Below are 19,657 nucleotides of genomic sequence, written 5' to 3'. Positions count from 1 at the left end.
CCTATAAGGGTTCGGCTTTTTTTCTGTCCTCTGCTTTCCATCGTTACAGTCCTTAAATTAGGGATGGGGATATGCCGGGCAGCTATTCATATCATTCCACAGTAAAAATGAACAGTAACAGGACTGAATCAGACACAATTTTGTCAATTTCGATTCCATCCTACAAGTTGCATTACAATTCGCAGTTTAGTAACATTAATCGTAATTATGACTACTTGGTCAGTGTGGAGATAGTCTTAAAATATCGGGATTTTAAGCTTGTTTGCAGGGGAGTATATACTTAAGTCGGAAAAGTGCGAGAATAACATAGATGTTTGTTATTGAAAGTTTTAATGAGAGGGAGTATTGAATGAAACGGTTGTCCATTTTGATAGTGCTGCTCATCTTTGTAACCGCTTGTACACAGGAGGATGCAAGTGAAGATGTCGAGGAACGAATCACTCCTGTAGAGGTAGAGAACATTAAGAAAGAGGACTTTGTTGTCGATCGCAAAATAGTCGGGCGTGCTACATCAGCTGATTCGTCACCTGTGACAGCGCGGACCCCAGGCGAACTGGTAACACTGAACGTTTCTAAAGGTGACCGGGTAGAAGAAGGGGAAACGATTGGTGTCGTGGACCCTGGGACAGGGGAGAGCCAGGTGGAACTTCAACAGTTGGCTGTTCAACAAGCAGAAAAACAGTTGGAAAATGCTCGAATATCTGAACGACAGGCAGAACGGGGAGTTGAAAATGCAAAGGAGCAAGTAGATCTTGCTGAACAAGCTTCCCAGTCAGAAGCAAGTCAATCTGCTCAAGCGGCTCAGGCTGCTCAACAACAATACGAGCAAGCCCAGCAGCTTGCAGATGAAACAAAGAAGTTGGTGGAGGAAGGAACCGTCCCTGAAGCCCTTTATGAACAGGCGCAAAATAGAGCAGATCAAGCGAAAGCTCAGTACCAGCAATTACAAGGGCAAAAAGGCCAATCCTCATCAGCTGCAGGACAAGCTGAGGCACAGGTTGATCAGGCTGAACAGCAGTTTGAGCAGGCACGTGTAGCTGTTGACCAAGCGGAACTGCAGGTCGAACAAGCGAACGTCCAACTAAGCCAGGCACAGGACCAGGCTTCCAATGAGGCTGTTACAGCACCTGCCACAGGAGAAGTCTCTACTATGAACGCCGGCGAAGGAGACTTTGTTACGAACCAACAGCCTTTTGCCACAGTCGTCAGTTTGAACCCGATGACAGTCACAGCATCTGTCACGGCTGAACAACTGCCTTTGTTTGAAAAAGGAGAAGAAATAGAGGTAGAGATTTCTTCTTTAAATCAGAAAGTGACAGCAACAGTAGCTTATGTATCGTCCGTACCGGATGATACCGGTCTGTATCCGGTGGAAGCTACTGTCGGTAATGATAAAGAAAAAATTAAGCCAGGCATGATGGCAACATTCCTGCTGCCGGAAAATGTGGTTGAAGATACGTTAATAGTGCCGACTGACAGCGTTGTAGAAGAAAATGACGCCACTTATGTGTACCACGTGGTGGATGAAAAGGCGGTACGTGTGGATGTCGAAGTTTTGGAAGGGCAATCAGATTTCACTGCTATTTCAGCTGATCTCCCGGAAAATGCTGAAGTGATTACGACGGGCCAGTTGACCCTTTCTGATGGAGATAAGGTGAGCATCATGAAGGAGGAAGACTCTGATGAAGCTCGTTAATCTTTCTGTCAAAAGACCAGTTGGCGTCATTATGGTTGTTGCGGCTATTCTTGCTCTTGGCTTCGTATCACTGAGGAGTTTGACCATCGATCTTTATCCTGAAATCGATTTGCCGATTGCTGTCGTTTCTACATCTTACGAGGGGGCGGCCCCTCAAGAGGTGGAAAAGCTCGTCAGCCGACCTGTGGAATCATCGGTAAGCAGTATTGAAGGGCTTGAAGTGCTTCAGTCGCAATCTCAGGCTGGAGCTTCACTCGTTTTATTACAATTTAACACAGGTGTGGATTTAGATAGTACCTTGCTCCAAGTCCGTGAAAATGTCGATCAGGTTACAGATCTTCTTCCGGAAGGAGCTACAGATCCAAGCGTACTGCGATTCGATCCCCAGCAACTGCCGATCATGACTGTCGGATTATCAGGAGACACGCCGGCAGAACTTCAGGAAATCGCTGAAAATCGGCTCGTACCTTTTCTGGAAAGGCAGGAAGGTGTCGCTTCTGTAAGTGTTGAGGGTGGTAAAGTCAGTGAAGCTCAGGTTCTTGTTGATAGAGCCCAGATGGCTCAGTACGGCCTTGATTCTCAAACGGTGATTCAAGCGCTGAATGCGAGTAACCAGTCCGCTTCAGCAGGGAGTATCGAAAAAGGACAAAAAGATCTGCAAATTCGTATAGATGGGGAATTCGGTTCCATTGACGATGTGAAAAGTACTATTATTCAATCGCCGACAGGGGCTCAAGTCACGCTTGATCAAATTGCCGAGGTCAAAGAAACATTGACCAATTCGAATACAATCAGCAAAGTGAACGGATCTTCCTCAGTAGTATTGTCCATCCTGAAAAAAACGGATGCGAATACAGTGGAGACATCCGATAACGTACGCACGGCTATGGATGAGTTGGAAGGCGATCTTCCAGAAGGTGTCGGAACAGATATCGTGCTCGACACGTCCGAATTCATAAAAATATCCATCAATAGTGTCGTTTTGAACATCATCCTTGGTGGGATTTTCTCGGTACTCGTGCTCCTGCTTTTCCTTAAAAGCATACGAGCAACCCTTGTCATCGGGCTATCGATTCCGATTGCCATCATTTCCACCTTCACCTTAATGTACTTCACTGGAGAAACATTGAATGTGTTGACGATGGGAGGCCTTGCTCTCGGGATCGGAATGATGGTGGACAGCTCGATCGTCATTTTAGAGAACATCGTCAGTTATCGGCAGAGGGGTTACTCGATGGTGGAGGCGGCCAAAGAAGGAGCGTCAGAGCTTGCTCCTGCAGTTGTAGCTTCTGCAACCACTACACTAGTGGTTTTTCTTCCGATTATTTTTGTTGAAGGCATCGCTTCAGAACTGTTCACACCGCTGGCGCTGACGATCATGTTCGCTTTAATCGCATCACTCGCTGTTTCTGTAACGTTGATTCCGATGCTTTCGTCAAAATTGCTTACCAAATCATTAAAAGAGAACGGGCGCCGCTATTGGTTCGATCGGTTTCTTGATAAAGTCAATGATGGATACCGATCGATATTACGCTGGGTGCTGAAATTCAGGAAAACCACACTCGCGATCACCGCTGCACTCATCGCAGGCAGTGTCGCTTTAATTCCGCTGATAGGAACAGAGTTCATTCCGCCTTCTGATCAAGGACAGGTCGAAGTCCGGGTCAACATGCCAGAAGGTACGTCAATGGAAGAAACAGAGGCGCTCACTGAGGAAGTGGATTCCCGTATCGAGGATTTCCAGGAGATCATTGATGTCAGTTATCTGTCGATCGGCGGTGGCGGCATGGGGAGTGTAGGCAATGGGTCTTCAGATTTTGCCTCCTATACGATCCAGCTTGTCGAACCAGGAGAACGGGACAAAACGACACAGCAAGTGATGGAAGAAATAGATGAATCTCTATCAAGTATCCCAGGAGCTGAAATTCAGGTAAGTGAGATGGATGCAGGTCTAGGCACTGGTGCACCATTGCAAGTTCAATTGAATGGTGCTGAATATGAAGTGTTGGACCAGCTGGCCGGCCAAGTTGCTTATATGATGAATGAAATTGATGGAGTCAATAATGCCACCTCATCGACTGAGGAGGGCCGTCCTGAAATGCAAATTGATGTCAATCAAGAGAAAGCGGCACAGTATGGTTTGACCGATCAACAAGTGATTGGACAAGTCCAACTGGGTTTCAATGGGCAAATTGCGACACGATATCGAGATGGAGCGGATGAAATCGATGTCCGATTCATTTTACCGGAAGAAGAGAGGCAGACCATTGCAGATTTAGAGGGGATGCCTGTGCAAACACCGAATGGTGCCCTGATTCCATTAGCGACGATAGCTGAGCTGAATCAAGTTCAAGGCCCTGTATCGCTTCTCCGCCAAAACCAGCAGCCTCAAGTGAATGTGGAAGCGGAAATCGGAGATGGCGATTTAGGTACAGCAACAGAAGAAGTTAGAGCTGAATTGGAGAGATTGAATTTTCCTGATGGGTATTCCTATAGCATCGGGGGAGAAGCTCAGGATATGCAGGATGCCTTTGGTGACTTATCTCTGGCCCTGATTTTTTCAATCTTTCTTGTTTATGCTGTAATGGCGATTCAGTTTGAAAACTTCCTATTTCCTTTTATCATCATGTTTTCACTCCCTGCTACTGTCATTGGAATTTCAGGCGGGTTGTTTATGACAGGATTGCCATTCAGCCTGCCTGCCTTTGTCGGGATCATTATGCTGGCAGGTATTGTGGTCAACAATGCGATCGTCTTAGTAGATTACATTAATATTCTAAGACGGAAATCCTACGATCGGTATGAAGCAATTCTGGAAGCAGGTCCTAACCGGATGCGTCCGATTTTGATGACGACATTGACGACAATCTTAGGAATGGTCCCACTGGCCATTGGTATTGGTAGAGGGGCAGAAGCTCAGCAGCCACTAGCAGTCACGATCATTTTCGGGTTGACCGTTTCAAGTTTCTTTACACTTGTGCTTATCCCGGTCGTCTATACGTATTTCGATGATTTATCGACGAAAGTGACAGAATTCTTCCGTCGCAGAGCAGCAAAGGAATAAATGGAAATTCAAGGGACCTCAAGTCATCCAATATTTGGATGACTTGAGGTCCCTAAAAAAAGCCAAATAAAAGAGCCTCCATTATGGAGACTGTGATTCCAACAGTGGATTTGTGACCTCATCAAGTGAATCTCCAAGTTGTTGGATGATATTTTTCAAACGTTCCGGAAATCCGAATACATGGACGCCACATGTCATGTTTTGGTCTTCCATTTTCAACCAAATGACTCTGCCTTCTGCTGTGAATGTCTCATTTTCATAGATGAACGAAAGAAATACTTCATCTTTCGTGGACAAGCCGGGTTCGGGAGCGGCAGAAAAACGTAAGCCGTTCATACTTATATCATTAATGCTTATAGGACCGGATATATGTCTGTTGGTTTTTTTGTTATAAAACCCCGGGAGTGGTACGTGGAAGGGGTAACGGAAAGGCTCATGTCTGCGTTCGTGCAAAATCGAACATTCCCTTCTCCAAATAGTTGTTGCTTCCATCATATACCTAAACAGCCGGGCGTTCAATCATGTTCCTTATGATTCTGATAAACAGATCATTCATCGTCCTCCTGGCGGTCGACTTTAATCAAATCCCATGTTGTGACAATACCCATCGGCAAGTCATCAGGACTTCCTGACTCCGTTAAAATGACAGCTTTTAGCTTCCGATCCTCATCCAAGCTTTTTTCGAAACGTTCTTCGAGCTCGAAAACGGTCGCATTTGCTCCTAAAAACTCTACATTAGTATTTTTTTCGTGATGTAACACCTCTTTTGGGGTGATGTCTTCCAACCGTGCATGGCCGTCTACCATCGTTTGAGAGAGCCAGCGAACGATGCCATCATTTGTGAGCAGCCCGAGAAAATTCCGCTCTTTAGTATAAATAGGAAATTGCGAAATTCCGTGCTGATCAAAAGCTTCTATGATATGTGTAATAGCTGTATCTTCTTTAAAGAAAAGGACGGGACGGGTCGCAAAATCAAGGGCTTCAGGCGGTTGATCAAGCGTTTGTTTAATTTTCTTCAAATGCTCGACAACATCTTTATGAGGTGTTGCAATAAAGTAATCTCCACTGATCCGCTCGTGCACGATTGCATTTCTCAACTTCGCATATTGCTTCAGTTGATCGAAGTGAACACGGATCACACTGTGCTTCAATTTTGATCGTTGTAGGAGTTCAGCGAAATTATCATTTTTCGGGAAGCCGTTCAATTCCTTCAAATGCTGATGGATTTGATTGAATGTGACTTCGAACTGTTCCACAATTTCATTCATCTTGCTCACCTTTTTCCTCGTTTCCCTATAGTATATCTTTTCTGGCCACATCTCACTCATATTGGGTAAAAAGAACAAAATATGCCCAGGACTTAAATAATCATTAAGAAGAGACGATAATAAAAGGTGAGGAATACGGAGTATACATTTGTAACTTGATTGAACAAATCTAGGACTCCCTCAGGATTTTTGTGCTTTAAATAGAACGAACCTTTAAAATATGCTATACTCAAATTACTAAGAAAGAAGGTGAGAGTATGATCGGTGAACGAATTAAGAAAATACGTAAAGACCGACATATGTCGCTATCTGAATTAGCTGAAAGAGCGGGTGTCGCCAAATCTTATCTAAGTTCGATCGAACGGAATATCCAAACGAATCCGTCTGTTCAATTTCTGACTAAAATATCCCAGGAATTAGATGTCTCTATAAATTTCTTGTTACATGGGGAAGCAGAACCAAAAGACGAAACACTTGATGAAGATTGGACGCACCTCGTGCAAGAAGCTATGAACTCAGGTATATCAAAAGAGCAATTCCGCGAGTATCTGGAATTCAATAAATGGAAAATCCATCAGAATAAATAAATCGGCCTGTCTCATTACAAAGAGTCAGGCTATCTTTATATGCTCAGCGGACTTTGTTATCAGTTCCATATAAGCAGAATAAAAGAAGGTCGTGAAAACCACGACCTTCTTTTATTTCTGCTCTGTTAAATTTCAGTGTTGATTTTTTGATATAAGCTCTCTTATCTGGAAGACTTGATTTCAAGATGTTTAGTGAGTGGGTCGAATCGGCGGGGAATGACTCGCTTTCCGCGGGAGCGCGGTGAGATTCCTCAGGCTTTCGCCTTCCGGGATCTCACCAAGCACTCTCTTCCCGCAGGAGTCTCACCATTCCCCGCCGACCCTTGCTATAATTGTTTCTCGAAATCACTTTTTCAGTATAGAAAACTTTCAGTACAAGAGGAGAGTTTAACATATCCCACCCACCATCCACTCTTACAAGTATCTCGAAACTATCTTGATTGTAGGGAGCTTTTGCGAATTAAAAATGCTACCATCCCAGCGCTTAAGTGTGGGTTTTTTCCACCAAGTGAAGGAAAGGTCTTGCGTGAGAATTGTACTGGAGGACGCTTTCTTCTAGAGCTTAAGACTCATCTCGCAGGGTTCGTTCATTCCATGTTGAAAGGGGTGGCTATGAAATGACGAGACTCCCCCGCAGGAAAGTGTTCAAATGCGGAATTGCCCTGGAAGACACGACTGGCATAAGCAGAACATCAACGGAATGTGCTTTTTCGTTCCTTTGATGTTCTGCTTATGACGCGAGTGTCTGGGCAATGGAACTGGACGAGTTGTTTCAAAGCCACCCCTACACCATATTAGGAAACGAAACCCATTATCTCGAAATAGAGTCTTTAAGAATCCTGCCATATAAGTGAATAACTCTCATAAGAAAAATCAACTGCAACCTTTAACAAAGCCTTTATTTCTGTAAATGTGGAAACTTCTCCTTCAGGTAATTCATGCTGACCTCAAGACTCTCAAGAGGGCTTGTGCGACTTTCGTCCTGCTCGACAATCCACCACTTGACCCCAACCTTTTCGCCCAAAACAAAAATGGTATCTAAATCAACACCACCTGTCCCTAACTCAGCAAAAAATTGCTCTTCATCAAGTGTCATGTCTTTCAAATGAATAAGGGGAGCCCTTCCCTTGTAGCGATCGATCCATTCAGAAGGCTGCTCGCCTGCTTTTTGCAGCCAGTATATATCAAACTCGGCTTTCACTCTATCTTCATCCGTCTCTTGAAAAATCATATCCAATGGTTTGCGGCCATCTTTAAAGGATTCCAATTCGAAATCATGATTATGATAGCAAAGAGTAATGCCCTCTTTTTGACAGGCTTCGCCGATGTCATTAAGATCCCTGATTAAAGTCCGGTAATCCTCTTCCTGACGCTTTTCAATGAAAGGACATACCACATAGCTGCTCCCGATCGTTTTTTGGTCCTCTAATACTTGAGGTAAATGGTTCTTCAATTCCTCTAGAGGTACATGACTGGCTGCGGCTTTTAAATTTAACTTGTCCAAAAGGTTTTTGACTTCCCTGGCGGTCATTTCTCCAAAACCAGCAAATTCTACAGCTTCAAACCCTAAATCAGCGACTTTGCGCAGTGTGCCGGCAAAGTCTTCTGCTGTTTCTTTACGTAATGTGTAGAGTTGAACGGCGAACGGTATCTTACTCATCTAATCTCCCCTTTTAACACTGATTAAAGAAATCCATCAAACGCTTTTGATCCATCCAGCTCCAGCGCCCAGCCTCTCGAGGTCTTAAGTCCAATCGTATAGTGAAGAAGACCGCTTCACTTTACGTTTGTTCTTAAGCTTGTCGAGGCTGATCAGGGCGCTTGCGCTTTTAATACTGGTTTATTACAAAGTTAGTTATTGAGCGTCAATTCTCCTCCTGAAACGGCAAAATTTCCTATAGAAAAATCATAAACTTCTTATCTCTGGGTGGATGTTTCTGATATTCGGCTATTCGTCTGGTTTGGAAAATTCCTTTAAACTATTGATAAGAAAGGGGGAGGGGACAGATGAGTTCTATTGAAGAGAAACTGAAGGAAATGAGAAACATCAGCTCAGTTTGTTGGAAGTGTAAAATCGAATTGAGAGGTGAGGATATGATTTCAGTGACAGACCGGCACAGCATAACCATTGTTCTGTGTCACGACTGCTACGAATTTTATCAGGAAGTGAGAAGTACATGGTCTTCAGAGGGTTAGGCACATTACTCCGTTTAAAGAATAGGATATCACAACAAAAGGTGAGGTGAACTTGAATGCCCGTATCCGTAGTGTTCAATCAGATTGCAGTGAATTCACTCAATGATAATGCGAGTATCTCAACTGGTCAAAATAATCAACCGGACTGGTCCTGGCAAGGGAAAAATAATAATGCAGCAGGTCTTACCGTCGGTTTTTTCATAGCGACTAATAATGTAAATACGATTATTGACAATGATTTAGCAGATACACCTTTCTATAACCCTACGATAAATAACCCTCAGCCGAACATTCAATATTAGGGGGCGAGGACATCAATATACAGTTTGATTCCATCTACGTAAACCAGATCATGAACAATTCTGGTATTTTTGTCGGTCCCAATACCCAAAATCAGTGGGATACACATGAAAAGCATAATGCTGCGTTAGGAACCGTTGTGGGAGAAGCTAACATCTTGGCCTATAATATCAATGTCATCCATGATGAGGATATGGTAGATATGCCGATAAGGAAAGAAAACGGCGGCTCTAAACAAAAAAAGGAAAATGGAGGAGGTCATTCTTCTGATTGACCCTCGTTTTCCATTTTCCTTTTTATCATGGATTCCACCCAATCAGGGATGTCATGCTCTTTGTCTGTCATCATCATATCCAGAATAGCTGAATCACTCAGGATTGACCGCAACCCTTCAAGCGTATTCCCATCACCATGGACCGTACCGAATCCTTGATTTAACTTTTGGTGACTTTCAAATCCGTTCGGCACATTATTCCCCATATTCAAACAAGAAGCATTTTCGATCGTGCCGATTCGGATATTACCTATGAAGAAATTCGGAGATAATAAGGGCATATTAGTCCTCCTTTGATTTGAAGGTGAACTTGAACCCATCCTTCGTATTTTTTAACTCAGGAGGGGATGAATCTTTAGGTTTGACATGGACACCGAAGTTGTTCCCCATATTCAGTGCACCACTGAGTTCTTCAATATCCAGGTGATCTAATTGGAAAGTGAGCTGTTCAAGGGTGGGCTCATGGACATCCACTTGATCAAAGTGAAAATGATACTCAATGTTTTTCTCGTTTCCACTCATTTCTTGAATTGTTTTTTTAAGCTTTGTGATTTCTTTGTATAATTCATCAACGTTCACGGAAGGTTTCGGGCGTTTTTTGAAGAAGAACATACCGGCTATTCTCCCTGTGAATCCGGCTTCTTGATCACTAAGTGTCTATTAGCCTGGAGGGTATTTCGATCGCCGACAACTCTTCCATTTCCTTCAAATTTAGTTTGTTCAGCTTTGAATTTGGACTGGGCGTTAGTGCCTGAAAAGATACCTGATGAATTGGATACTCGATCGACGGATAAGTTCTCAAAGATGATTCGGCACATGATGTCACCTCCTATCACTAATGTATGAAAGGAAAAGGTAAGCATGAAAGACTTTATGAATTGGTTCAACCCATCAGGAAATAAAGGGGAGCAAGGAGAGGCGCCTTGGGGAAATACATTTTCTGACCCGATGGCTGATATGAAAAAGATGAATGATTTTGTGCAGAAGTCGATTGAAGAGGCTTTTTCGCCTTCACAAAAAGGAAATACTCCCTTTCAAATGGGGAGGAAAGAAACATCCGAACATAAAGTGATTGAATTAATGAATGAAGTGATTGTCAAAATACAAGTCCCTTTAGAAATAGATATCGAGTCCATCCGTCTTGCTGTTGGGAATGGGAAGTTGTTTGCTGATGGGATATCCCAGGAAAGGATAGCCATCGCCCTGCCTGCTCAAACAAGCCGTAGAAATATCCATGCTCAATATAATGATGGAGTGATCGAAGTCAGGCTGCCGAAAAAACATTCGGACGAAAAAGAAATTTTCATTCATTATTAGGGTCTAGTTGAACGATGATTTCATTGTTTTTGTGCTGTTTATATATTGTGACGACAAGCAAGCCTTCATTGTATGAGGTAATGACATCTTCAAAGGAAAAGTGAAAAGGAATCGGTATGGTCCGTTTGAACTTGCCGATCAACCTTTCATTGTGAAGTAATTTTTCATGGGGTACAGGATACGGGTAGAGGATTTCGCCCTGAACAATGATATGAGTGCCTTCCTGGGTCAAATGGAGGGGGTGTTCCTTAGTGAGACCAGGCAGTTCAATGACAATCACGCCCTGTTCTTCGGTTTCGAAAAAGTCATAAGAAGGACCTCTCTTTGGGATGACATGGTGCATGTCGTTCCAAAAATCTTCTCCTAATACCTTTTCGACATTCTCAGAGAAAGCCTCCCAGTCCAACTTAGCGCTTTTCTTTTTCATGATTTCTCACCTCATGATTTAAAAGTATGTGAGAAACCCTTTGTTCATGCATAAGGCGAGTTCGGTATGTGTTGAAAGCGCTCTCTATTTATAGAATTATTTGAAAATGATGTTGTATTTGTCATATCTGCGTGTTATGATTTATTCAACTTCACTGATCAATGAATTTTATGCAAACGTATTCACTTATAATTTATAGCTATTTTCCAACTCATTTATGTACAAGCTAATGAGTTTTTAAAATGTCAGTTGTGCAAACGTATGCGCATGTATTTGCACAGGCGTATTAGAAACTCATTTTTAAAAAGGTGATATGTAAGCGGATTCATTGATTAATAAATTTATAGGAGTGGATGAGATGAAAAGAAACAAATTTTACTCGGGTATTGCGACAGCTTTGTTAGCTTCAACTGTTGCTCTTGCGGGATGTTCTTTCGGTTCCGATGAAAGCAGCGGTGATTCAGACACAGGCGGATCTTCAGGAGAAAGTGTAACGGTTGATGTATTCCAATTCAAAGTCGAATTCAAAGAGCAATTTGAAGAATTGGTATCCAAGTACGAAGAAGAGAACCCTGATGTCAACATCAATGTGAAAACTGTCGGGGGAGGTAACGATTATGGTGCTTCCTTGAAGACATCCTTTTCATCCGGAGAAGAGCCGGACATCTTTAACGTTGGCGGACCGACAGACGTAGATGAATACGAAAGTTACTTAGCAGATTTATCAGATACAGCAGCTGCAGATGCCGCTTTGGAAGGTACACTGACAGGTGTTTCACGTGACGACAAAGTTCTGGGACTTCCATTCAACCAGGAAGGATATGGATTGCTTTACAACAAGCAGGTTTTTGAAGAAGCAGGTATCAATCCTGATGAAATCACAACTTTTGAAGCGTTGGAAGAAGCGGTTCAAACATTGGATTCCCAAAAAGATGAACTGGGAATTGACGCACCATTCGCTTTCCCTGCCAAAGAAAAATGGGTAATGGGTAACCACCTGGCTAACGCTTATTTAGCAGATGAGTTCAACCATAGTGTGATGGAAGCATATGAAGCGGATACAGTAGAATTCGCTATGGGCGACCAGATGAAACGCTTCACAGATCTCCAAAATGAGTATTCTGTACAACCGACGTTGAGCCTGGACTATTCACAACAAGTTGAGGAGAATTTCTCTCTAGGTAAAGTCGCGTTGATTCAACAAGGAAACTGGGTGTATAACACGATCGAATCCATGGATCCTGAATTTGCTCAAAACAACGTAGGGCTTCTTCCTATTCCAGTTGAAGGTTATGAAGGAAGTATCCCTGTAGGCGTACCGAACTACTGGGTAGTAAACAAAGAATCTGACGATGAAGTTGTACAAGCAAGTAAAGATTTCCTTGATTGGATGTACACATCTGACACCGGTAAAAAATTCGTAACGGAAGAGTTCAAGTTCATTCCAGCTTACGAAGGTTATGAAGATCTTGAAATCGCAGATCCGATTTCCCAAGAGATTTATAACTATGCGAAAGAAGGAAATACACTTGGCTGGGTATTCTTAGGTGCTCCTACTGGATGGACGGAAGGTGCTCTGGGTGTAGCCATGCAAGAGTACATCGCAGGTGACATCACTTGGGATGAGGTAGAACAAAAAGCTACAAAAGCTTGGGAAGAGTCCCGTCAATAAATAGAAGTTGGTACAGCAGCCAAGAGACCTGCCAGGGTTTCTTGGCGCAGCTGGCCAAGGCGCGATTGTTTTGGAAATTACAAAATATCTCCTCTATTAAAATATTTACATAGTCAGGTATGTTAATGGATGAGATGTTTTGTTTTAACCAGGTATGAAATCGATATCACACACTCACGGACTAAGTTCCGTATACAGTATTGGAGGAGTTGGACATGCAGAATCGCAGCTTAGCATTTTGGTTGTTTTTGACCCCTGTTATTCTCGGCTTGGGAATTGTTGTCGTCATCCCATTCTTTTATGGTCTTTTCTATTCATTCACCGATTGGAACGGGATAACGGCTGACAGATTTTTAGGTTTTGAAAATTACATCAACCTGTTCCAGGAAGATGAATTTATGAGTTCCATTTGGTTTACCGTGAAATTCGCTATCGTTACGGTCATTTTATTAAATATCATGGGGCTTGGTTTAGCTCTGTTAGTAACACGCAATATTAAGTCCAGCAACTTGCTGCGTACCGTATTTTTTATGCCGAACTTGATTGGTGGTCTGATTCTAGGCTTTATCTGGCAGTTCATTTTCATCAGTGTATTCGGGGATATTGCGGGTTTGACAGGCATTGAAGGCTTGAATGGCTGGTTGTCGACCACGAATACCGGTTTCTGGGGACTTGTCATTTTGACAGCTTGGCAAATGGCCGGTTACATTATGATCATTTACATTGCATATTTGGAAAACATCCCCAAAGAGTTGATTGAAGCAGCCAAAATTGATGGAGCAAGCAGTTTCCAACGTTTTAAAAACATTACGTTCCCTCTAGTGGCACCAGCATTCACTGTAAGTATGTTCTTGACGCTGTCTATGGCTTTCAAGATATATGACCAAAACTTATCGCTGACAAATGGTGGTCCGTTCAACTCCACACAGATGGTGGCAATGGAAATTGTGCGAACGGCATTCTCTGATAACCAAATGGCGTATGCCCAGGCGAAAGCCGTCATTTTCTTCCTGATCGTGGCTGTAATTGCAATGACCCAAGTGTATTACAACAAGAAGCGGGAGGTTGAGATGTAATGAAAAAGAACAATGAAAAGAGAAATCTGATTTCTATTGAAATTCTCGGCCTTCTGCTTGGCCTGATCTGGCTGGCTCCCTTTTACTTAATGATTGTGAATGCTTTCAAGACGAAACGCGACATTTTCAGCGGGGTGCTTGGGTTTCCAGAAGAACCTGTTTTCGCAAACTTTGTCGAGGCTTTCATCGACCTTGCGTTTCTGAAGTCTTTGTTCAACTCCGTGTTGATCACAGGTCTCAGCATCGCCATCATCATCCTGTTTTCTTCGATGGCTGGCTATGCACTGGCCAGGAACAAAAGTAAAATGAGCGGCATCATGTTTTTCATATTTGTCGCTGCAATGTTAATTCCGTTCCAATCTGTCATGATTCCGCTTGTTTCGATCTTCGGCCAAGCGAATATGTTGAATGCAGGTGGCCTGATCTTTATGTACTTAGGTTTTGGATGTAGTTTGTCGATCTTCCTTTATCACGGGGCGATGACAGGCGTATCGAAGTCAATGGATGAAGCGGCGATTATTGATGGAGCAAACCGCTTCCAGTTGTTCTGGTATATTATTTTTCCATTGTTAAAGCCTATTTCTGTGACTGTCGGCATTTTGAATGTCATCTGGATTTGGAATGATTATTTACTTCCTTCCCTTGTACTGAGTGAATCGAATGCTACAATTCCATTGAAGATGTTCTACTTCTTCGGCCAATACACGAAGCAGTGGCATTTAGCACTGGCAGGCTTGACCATCGCCATTCTTCCGGTTATCATCGGATATTTCTTTGCACAGAAACAAATTATCAATGGCGTATCAGAAGGAGCTGTTAAATAAGTACGGAGGGAGTAGATCAACGTGTCTGTAACGATTAAAGACGTTGCCAAGAAGGCGGACGTCGCTCCATCTACGGTCTCTCGTGTCATTTCGGACAGCCCGCGGATCAGCGAAAAGACGAAACGGAAAGTAAGGAAAGTGATGGATGAACTTGGCTACCACCTTAACTACAATGGGCGGGTGCTGGTGAGCCAATCAACGCAGACGATTGGTATCGTCACAAAAGTTTCATCCGTGCATTCCTTTGAAAATCCTTTTTTTTCAGAATTGTTGAGGGGAATCAGTGATGCATGTCATGAAAGTGATTACAGCATCTATTTGACGACTGGGAATACAGAGGAAGCCATTTACCAGGAAGTTGTAAAAATGGTTCAGGGCAAGAGGGTTGATGGAGTCATCGTCCTCTATTCCCGGCAAGATGACAAAGTCGTCCCTTATTTGCGGGAATGTGAATTTCCTTTTGTCATGGTCGGCAAACCAGTTGATCGTGCCAGTGAAACGATGTTCGTCGACAACGACAATATTCAAGCCAGTAAAGATGTGACGGAGTATATGATTGCTCTTGGCCATGAAAAAATCGGGTTCATTGGTGGAGATTCGCATTATGAAGTGGCACGGGACCGCTTAGAAGGATTCAGATTAGCCTTATCAAACCATAATCTCAAAGCGAATGAAGAATTACGGAAAAACATACATCCCGGAAAAGTAGATGCAGATGAAGTGGTGAAGGAATTGATGGACTTACCTGATCCACCGACAGGGTTAGTGATTACAGATGATTACAATGCCCTGCTTGTCATGCGTGCTTTGGCAGCAAGAGGTGTGAAGCTGCCCGAGGACATGAGCATCGTCGGTTTCAACAATACGATGATCGCCCAACTGTCCAACCCTCCGCTGACTACTGTTGATACACAGTCCATACAACTTGGGCATGAGTCCGCTCGGAATTTGATCGATTTACTAAATCGTCCGGATATGATCAAAAAAAGCGTCATTATCCCGACAGTGATCGTCGAAAGGGAATCCTGCAAAGAACGGTGGATTTACCCGCAAGAGTAATAGTTTTTCAGATTAAAAGGAAAAGTGAATGAATAAAGAGAAAAGGGGAATGAACATGAATGTACTCGTATGGAATGAAAACCGTCATGAAAAAGAAAACCAGGTCGTTGGAGATATTTACCCTGAGGGGATCCACGGGGCCATTGCTGAATTCTTAGGAGAAGACCACGGAAATGTCAAAACAGCGACATTAGATGAGAAGGAACATGGTCTCACAGACGAAGTGCTTGCTGACACGGATGTCCTCGTATGGTGGGGACATAAGGCTCATGATGAAGTGGAAGATGAAATCGCTGAAAAGGTGAAACAGCGTGTCCTTGACGGAATGGGACTTGTGGTCCTTCACTCGGCGCATTTCTCAAAACCGTTCAAAAAGCTGATGGGTACCTCCTGTGATTTGAAGTGGCGTGAAGCAGACGAGAAAGAACGGATTTGGGTCGTCGAACCGACACACCCGATAACAGAAGGAATCGGCGAATTTATTGAAATTGAAAAAGAAGAAATGTATGGCGAGCACTTCGATATCCCGACACCGGATGAATTGATTTTCCTCAGCTGGTTTGAAGGTGGGGAAGTCTTCCGGAGTGGTGCTACCTTCCGACGCGGGAGAGGGAAAGTCTTTTATTTCCGACCTGGACACGAAACATATCCGACTTATTACAACAAGGAAGTGCAAACAGTCATTAGAAATGGTGTGAAATGGGTGAACAATACCGAAACACCTACACCTGTCTATGGGAATGCTCAACCTTTAGAAGAAATTTCAAATAAATCGTAAAGGAGCTTTTCAAAATGACAAAACTAAAAATTGCTGTAATCGGTTGTGGAAGCATTGCTCAAAATCGTCACTTGTTAGAATATGAGGCTAGTGATCATGTGGAAATCACAGCCGTTTGCGATATCGTGGAGGAACGCGCACGAGAAATTGCTCAAAAATACGAAGCAAAATCCTACACAAGCTATGAAGAACTTTTAGACCAAGAGACTGTAGATGCTGTGAGTGTTTGTTTGCCGAACTATTTGCACGCACCTGTGTCGATTGCTGCTCTGAACGCTGGATCCCATGTCCTTTGTGAAAAGCCGATGGCCACCTCTAAAGAGGAAGCGGAAGAAATGATCCAGGCAGCTGAAAAGAATGGGCGGAAATTGATGATTGCCCACAATCAGCGGTTCGTACCGTCTCATGTAAAAGCGAAAGAACTGATTGAATCCGGTTCTCTCGGAAAAGTGTACAGTTTCCGTACGGCATTCGGCCATGGTGGTCCGGAAGGTTGGAGTGCTGAAGGAGAAGATAGCTGGTTTTTCAAAAGAGATCAGGCATTCATCGGTGCCATGGGGGATCTCGGAGTACATAAAGCGGATTTGCTTCGTTACATCCTCGGTGAAGAATTCGTCGATGTTGCAGGTTTTATTGAAAACAATGCGAAAGATAAGATCACGGTTGATGATAACGCGGTTTGTATTCTCCGTTCAGAGTCCGGCGTTGTAGGTACGATGGCGGCAAGCTGGGCATATAACCCGCAAGAAGACAACTCGACCGTCATTTATGGAGAGAAAGGAACATTGCGTTTAGAAGATGATCCAGTCTACTCTCTTGTCGCTCAATATACGAATGGAGACACGGTCAATTATCAATTAGGAAAGATCCAGTCGAATGAAGATGGCGGGCAGAGTGACACCGGTGTCATCAATCATTTTGTTGACAGCATTCTTAATGACAAAGAACCATTGATTACAGGACAGGAAGGATTGAAGTCCTTAGAAGTCATCCTTGGCGCACTTCGTTCTGGTGAAACGAGACAGATCAGCAGCCTGGAGAGGGTTTCTAAATGAGTCAGTTAAGAATGGGAATGATCGGAGTAGGGGGAATTGCCCAGGGGAGGCATATTCCCTCTTTCCTTGAATTAAAAGATAAAGTCGTTTTGAGTGCAGTGCAGGATGTGAACGAAGAGCGGGCGAAAAAAGTGGCTGAGAAATATAACATCCCACAGGTATTCAGTGAGTACGAAGAAATGTTCAAAGAAGTGGATGCAGTCACCATCTGTACTCCGAATAAGTTTCACGCAGAAATCTCGATCGCTGCGCTCGAGGCAGGTGTCCATGTTTTATGCGAAAAACCGATGGCGATTACAACGGCAGAGTGTGAGGCCATGATGGAAGCGGCCAGGAGAAACAACCGCCTGCTTTCAATTGCTTACCACTACCGTTACACACCAGAAGCTCAGCTTGCGAAAAAGGCGGTGCTGAATAATGAAATCGGTGATCCGTTAGTAACGAGAGTGCAAGCGATGCGAAGGCGGAAGGTCCCTGGGTGGGGTGTTTTCACTAATAAAGATTTGCAAGGTGGAGGCAGCTTGATCGATTTCGGGTGTCATTTACTTGATTTAGCGTTATGGCTGCTGGATGATCCGAAACCTGTAGAAGTGATGGGGAAAACATACGACCGCCTGAGTAAAACGCCAGGACAAGTCAATGATTGGGGGCCCTTCGATCACGAAACCTTCAATGTAGATGATCACGTAACGAGTTACATTACCTTTGAAAACGGGGAGTCCATGCAGTTCGAATGTTCATGGGCTGCCAATATCAAAGAAGACCATACCTCATTGACCATATCTGGTGTGGACGGTGGAGTCAGTGTCTATCCCTTTGAACTCTATCAAGCGAAATATGGAGCGCTTCTTGATAGTACGGCAAAAATCAGAGAAGGTGAGCCAAGTCCTGGGCTTCTCCAGGCGAGCAACTTCGTGGATAGTTGTCTAGGAGAAGACGAACTGATCGTTGAACCAGAGCAGGCGCTCAAAGTGACGAAGTTGATGGAAGCCATTTATGAAAGCAGTCAAAAAGGTTCAAGTGTGAAATTAAACTAAAAAAGAGCGGAGGAATTCAAATGAAATTAGGCGTATTTACCGTTTTGTTCTCTGATCAGTCTTTTGAAGAAATGCTGGACCATGCTGAAGCATCCGGATTGAAAGCTGTAGAAATCGGCACAGGGGGCTATCCGGGGAATGCTCACTGTAATGTAGACGAATTGTTGGAAAGTGAAGCGAAGCGTGAGGAATATTTGGGGAAAGTTCAGGAACGCGGCTTGACTATCAGTGCTTTCAGCTGCCACGGGAATCCGATTTCCCCTGATCAAACGTTCGCTCAAGAATCTCATGATGCATTCGTCAAATCAGTAAAGCTGGCCAATTTGATGGATGTTCCAGTCGTAAATACATTCTCTGGCACCCCTGGTGGTCATGAAAACGACACAGCGCCAAACTGGCCGGTGACTCCATGGCCGCCGGAATATTCGGATGTGTTAGAATGGCAATGGAATGAGAAATTGATTCCATATTGGAAAGAACAAGGGGAATTTGCTGAAGAGCATGGTGTTAAAATCGGTCTTGAATTGCATGCAGGCTTCCTTGTACATACACCACACACGATGCTGAAACTACGCGAAGCTACGAGTGACAGCATTGGTGCAAACTTGGACCCGAGTCATTTATGGTGGCAGGGAATCGAGCCTGTGGCAGCTATCAAGATTTTGGGTAAAGAAAATGCCATCCACCATTTTCATGCGAAAGACACGTATATCGACCAGGATAATGTGAATATGTACGGACTTACAGATATGCAGAACTATGCAAACGTCCAAACACGGGCATGGAGTTTCCGCTCAGTCGGATATGGACACGGAATACAGGAATGGTCGAATATCATCAGTGCACTAAGGACCTACGGCTATGATCATGTCGTAAGTATCGAGCACGAAGATCCAATCATGTCTATTAATGAAGGATTCAACCAGGCGGTCAAAAATCTGAAAGCCGTATTGATTGAAGAGCCAGCGGCAGAAATGTGGTGGGCTTAAGCAGCCAATTGAGAGAACCCCTTTGCAACGTGGAAAGG

The 19,657-nt window shown here is 43.7% G+C and carries 22 protein-coding genes; 15 read left to right on the top strand and 7 right to left on the bottom strand.

Annotated elements, in window-relative coordinates; all coding sequences use genetic code 11:
* Positions 1-349 precede the first annotated feature (349 nt).
* Positions 350-1,696, top strand: a complete 1,347-nt coding sequence (locus ACTWPX_RS00315; RefSeq protein WP_443118020.1) for an efflux RND transporter periplasmic adaptor subunit — start codon at positions 350-352, stop codon at positions 1,694-1,696.
* Positions 1,683-4,760, top strand: a complete 3,078-nt coding sequence (locus tag ACTWPX_RS00310; protein WP_443118019.1) for an efflux RND transporter permease subunit — start codon at positions 1,683-1,685, stop codon at positions 4,758-4,760. Before ACTWPX_RS00315 ends, ACTWPX_RS00310 begins: the two co-directional genes overlap by 14 nt.
* A gap of 81 nt (positions 4,761-4,841) precedes the next feature.
* Here the strand turns inward: ACTWPX_RS00310 and ACTWPX_RS00305 are convergent, their stop codons facing one another.
* Both ACTWPX_RS00305 and ACTWPX_RS00300 read right to left on the bottom strand, forming a co-directional pair.
* Positions 4,842-5,252 (bottom strand): PilZ domain-containing protein, encoded by a 411-nt coding sequence (locus ACTWPX_RS00305; RefSeq protein WP_443118478.1) that lies wholly within the window; start codon positions 5,250-5,252, stop codon positions 4,842-4,844.
* A 56-nt stretch (positions 5,253-5,308) separates the two neighbouring features.
* Entirely contained in the window at positions 5,309-6,028 is a 720-nt protein-coding gene (locus ACTWPX_RS00300) for a CBS domain-containing protein (protein ID WP_128525611.1), read from the bottom strand.
* 257 nt (positions 6,029-6,285) lie between these two features.
* Here ACTWPX_RS00300 and ACTWPX_RS00295 point away from each other — a divergent pair, with 257 nt between their 5' ends.
* The gene (locus ACTWPX_RS00295; RefSeq protein WP_128525612.1) at positions 6,286-6,615 is read left to right on the top strand and encodes a helix-turn-helix domain-containing protein; all 330 of its coding nucleotides are present in this window, start codon (positions 6,286-6,288) and stop codon (positions 6,613-6,615) included.
* 898 nt (positions 6,616-7,513) lie between these two features.
* Here the strand turns inward: ACTWPX_RS00295 and ACTWPX_RS00290 are convergent.
* Positions 7,514-8,275, bottom strand: coding sequence for a sugar phosphate isomerase/epimerase family protein (locus ACTWPX_RS00290; protein ID WP_443118018.1), 762 nt, complete (start codon positions 8,273-8,275; stop codon positions 7,514-7,516).
* A 347-nt stretch (positions 8,276-8,622) separates the two neighbouring features.
* On the opposite strand from ACTWPX_RS00290, the gene ACTWPX_RS00285 reads away from it, so the two are divergent.
* The 3 genes from ACTWPX_RS00285 to ACTWPX_RS00275 are packed head-to-tail and all read left to right on the top strand — an operon-like array spanning position 8,623 to position 9,385.
* Positions 8,623-8,811, top strand: a complete 189-nt coding sequence (locus ACTWPX_RS00285) for a hypothetical protein (protein ID WP_128525614.1) — start codon at positions 8,623-8,625, stop codon at positions 8,809-8,811.
* A gap of 56 nt (positions 8,812-8,867) precedes the next feature.
* A complete protein-coding gene (locus tag ACTWPX_RS00280) occupies positions 8,868-9,113 on the top strand; it encodes a hypothetical protein (RefSeq protein WP_443118017.1) in 246 nt (81 codons plus the stop codon).
* Positions 9,114-9,163: 50 nt separating this feature from the next.
* Positions 9,164-9,385, top strand: a complete 222-nt coding sequence (locus ACTWPX_RS00275; protein ID WP_443118016.1) for a hypothetical protein — start codon at positions 9,164-9,166, stop codon at positions 9,383-9,385.
* On the opposite strand, the gene ACTWPX_RS00270 is transcribed toward ACTWPX_RS00275, so the two are convergent.
* The 3 genes from ACTWPX_RS00270 to ACTWPX_RS00260 are packed head-to-tail and all read right to left on the bottom strand — an operon-like array spanning position 9,370 to position 10,203.
* Entirely contained in the window at positions 9,370-9,666 is a 297-nt protein-coding gene (locus tag ACTWPX_RS00270) for a hypothetical protein (protein ID WP_128525617.1), read from the bottom strand. The two genes, ACTWPX_RS00275 and ACTWPX_RS00270, sit on opposite strands and share 16 nt — an antisense overlap.
* A gap of 1 nt (position 9,667) precedes the next feature.
* Entirely contained in the window at positions 9,668-9,997 is a 330-nt protein-coding gene (locus tag ACTWPX_RS00265; RefSeq protein WP_443118015.1) for a hypothetical protein, read from the bottom strand.
* Positions 9,998-10,002: 5 nt separating this feature from the next.
* Entirely contained in the window at positions 10,003-10,203 is a 201-nt protein-coding gene (locus ACTWPX_RS00260; RefSeq protein ID WP_128525619.1) for a hypothetical protein, read from the bottom strand.
* 43 nt (positions 10,204-10,246) lie between these two features.
* Between ACTWPX_RS00260 and ACTWPX_RS00255 the strand changes: the two genes are divergently transcribed.
* A complete protein-coding gene (locus ACTWPX_RS00255; protein WP_443118014.1) occupies positions 10,247-10,702 on the top strand; it encodes an Hsp20/alpha crystallin family protein in 456 nt (151 codons plus the stop codon).
* Here ACTWPX_RS00255 and ACTWPX_RS00250 read toward each other — a convergent pair.
* A complete protein-coding gene (locus ACTWPX_RS00250; protein WP_443118013.1) occupies positions 10,689-11,129 on the bottom strand; it encodes an Hsp20/alpha crystallin family protein in 441 nt (146 codons plus the stop codon). The genes ACTWPX_RS00255 and ACTWPX_RS00250 overlap by 14 nt on opposite strands.
* A gap of 358 nt (positions 11,130-11,487) precedes the next feature.
* Between ACTWPX_RS00250 and ACTWPX_RS00245 the strand changes: the two genes are divergently transcribed.
* From ACTWPX_RS00245 to ACTWPX_RS00210, 8 genes are all read left to right on the top strand, one after another.
* Entirely contained in the window at positions 11,488-12,801 is a 1,314-nt protein-coding gene (locus tag ACTWPX_RS00245; RefSeq protein WP_443118012.1) for an ABC transporter substrate-binding protein, read from the top strand.
* A gap of 215 nt (positions 12,802-13,016) precedes the next feature.
* On the top strand, positions 13,017-13,877 hold the full coding sequence (locus ACTWPX_RS00240; RefSeq protein WP_443118011.1) for a carbohydrate ABC transporter permease: 861 nt from the start codon (positions 13,017-13,019) through the stop codon (positions 13,875-13,877).
* Positions 13,877-14,701, top strand: coding sequence for a carbohydrate ABC transporter permease (locus ACTWPX_RS00235; RefSeq protein WP_443118010.1), 825 nt, complete (start codon positions 13,877-13,879; stop codon positions 14,699-14,701). The genes ACTWPX_RS00240 and ACTWPX_RS00235 overlap by 1 nt, the downstream gene beginning before the upstream one ends.
* A 21-nt stretch (positions 14,702-14,722) precedes the next feature.
* Complete coding sequence (locus ACTWPX_RS00230) at positions 14,723-15,760, top strand: LacI family DNA-binding transcriptional regulator (protein ID WP_443118009.1); 1,038 nt, start codon at positions 14,723-14,725, stop codon at positions 15,758-15,760.
* Between the two features lie 55 nt (positions 15,761-15,815).
* The gene (locus ACTWPX_RS00225) at positions 15,816-16,538 is read left to right on the top strand and encodes a ThuA domain-containing protein (protein ID WP_443118008.1); all 723 of its coding nucleotides are present in this window, start codon (positions 15,816-15,818) and stop codon (positions 16,536-16,538) included.
* A gap of 14 nt (positions 16,539-16,552) precedes the next feature.
* Entirely contained in the window at positions 16,553-17,593 is a 1,041-nt protein-coding gene (locus ACTWPX_RS00220) for a Gfo/Idh/MocA family protein (RefSeq protein WP_443118007.1), read from the top strand.
* Entirely contained in the window at positions 17,590-18,630 is a 1,041-nt protein-coding gene (locus ACTWPX_RS00215; RefSeq protein WP_443118006.1) for a Gfo/Idh/MocA family protein, read from the top strand. Before ACTWPX_RS00220 ends, ACTWPX_RS00215 begins: the two co-directional genes overlap by 4 nt.
* A 20-nt stretch (positions 18,631-18,650) precedes the next feature.
* Positions 18,651-19,619, top strand: coding sequence for a sugar phosphate isomerase/epimerase family protein (locus ACTWPX_RS00210; protein ID WP_443118005.1), 969 nt, complete (start codon positions 18,651-18,653; stop codon positions 19,617-19,619).
* Positions 19,620-19,657: the final 38 nt, after the last annotated feature.

The organism is Halobacillus sp. H74 (genome assembly GCF_052246715.1).
GTDB classification, from domain to species: domain Bacteria; phylum Bacillota; class Bacilli; order Bacillales; family Halobacillaceae; genus Halobacillus; species Halobacillus litoralis_A.
Note: the sequence above shows the minus strand (reverse complement) of the source record. Positions and strands in the feature narration are given on the sequence as shown.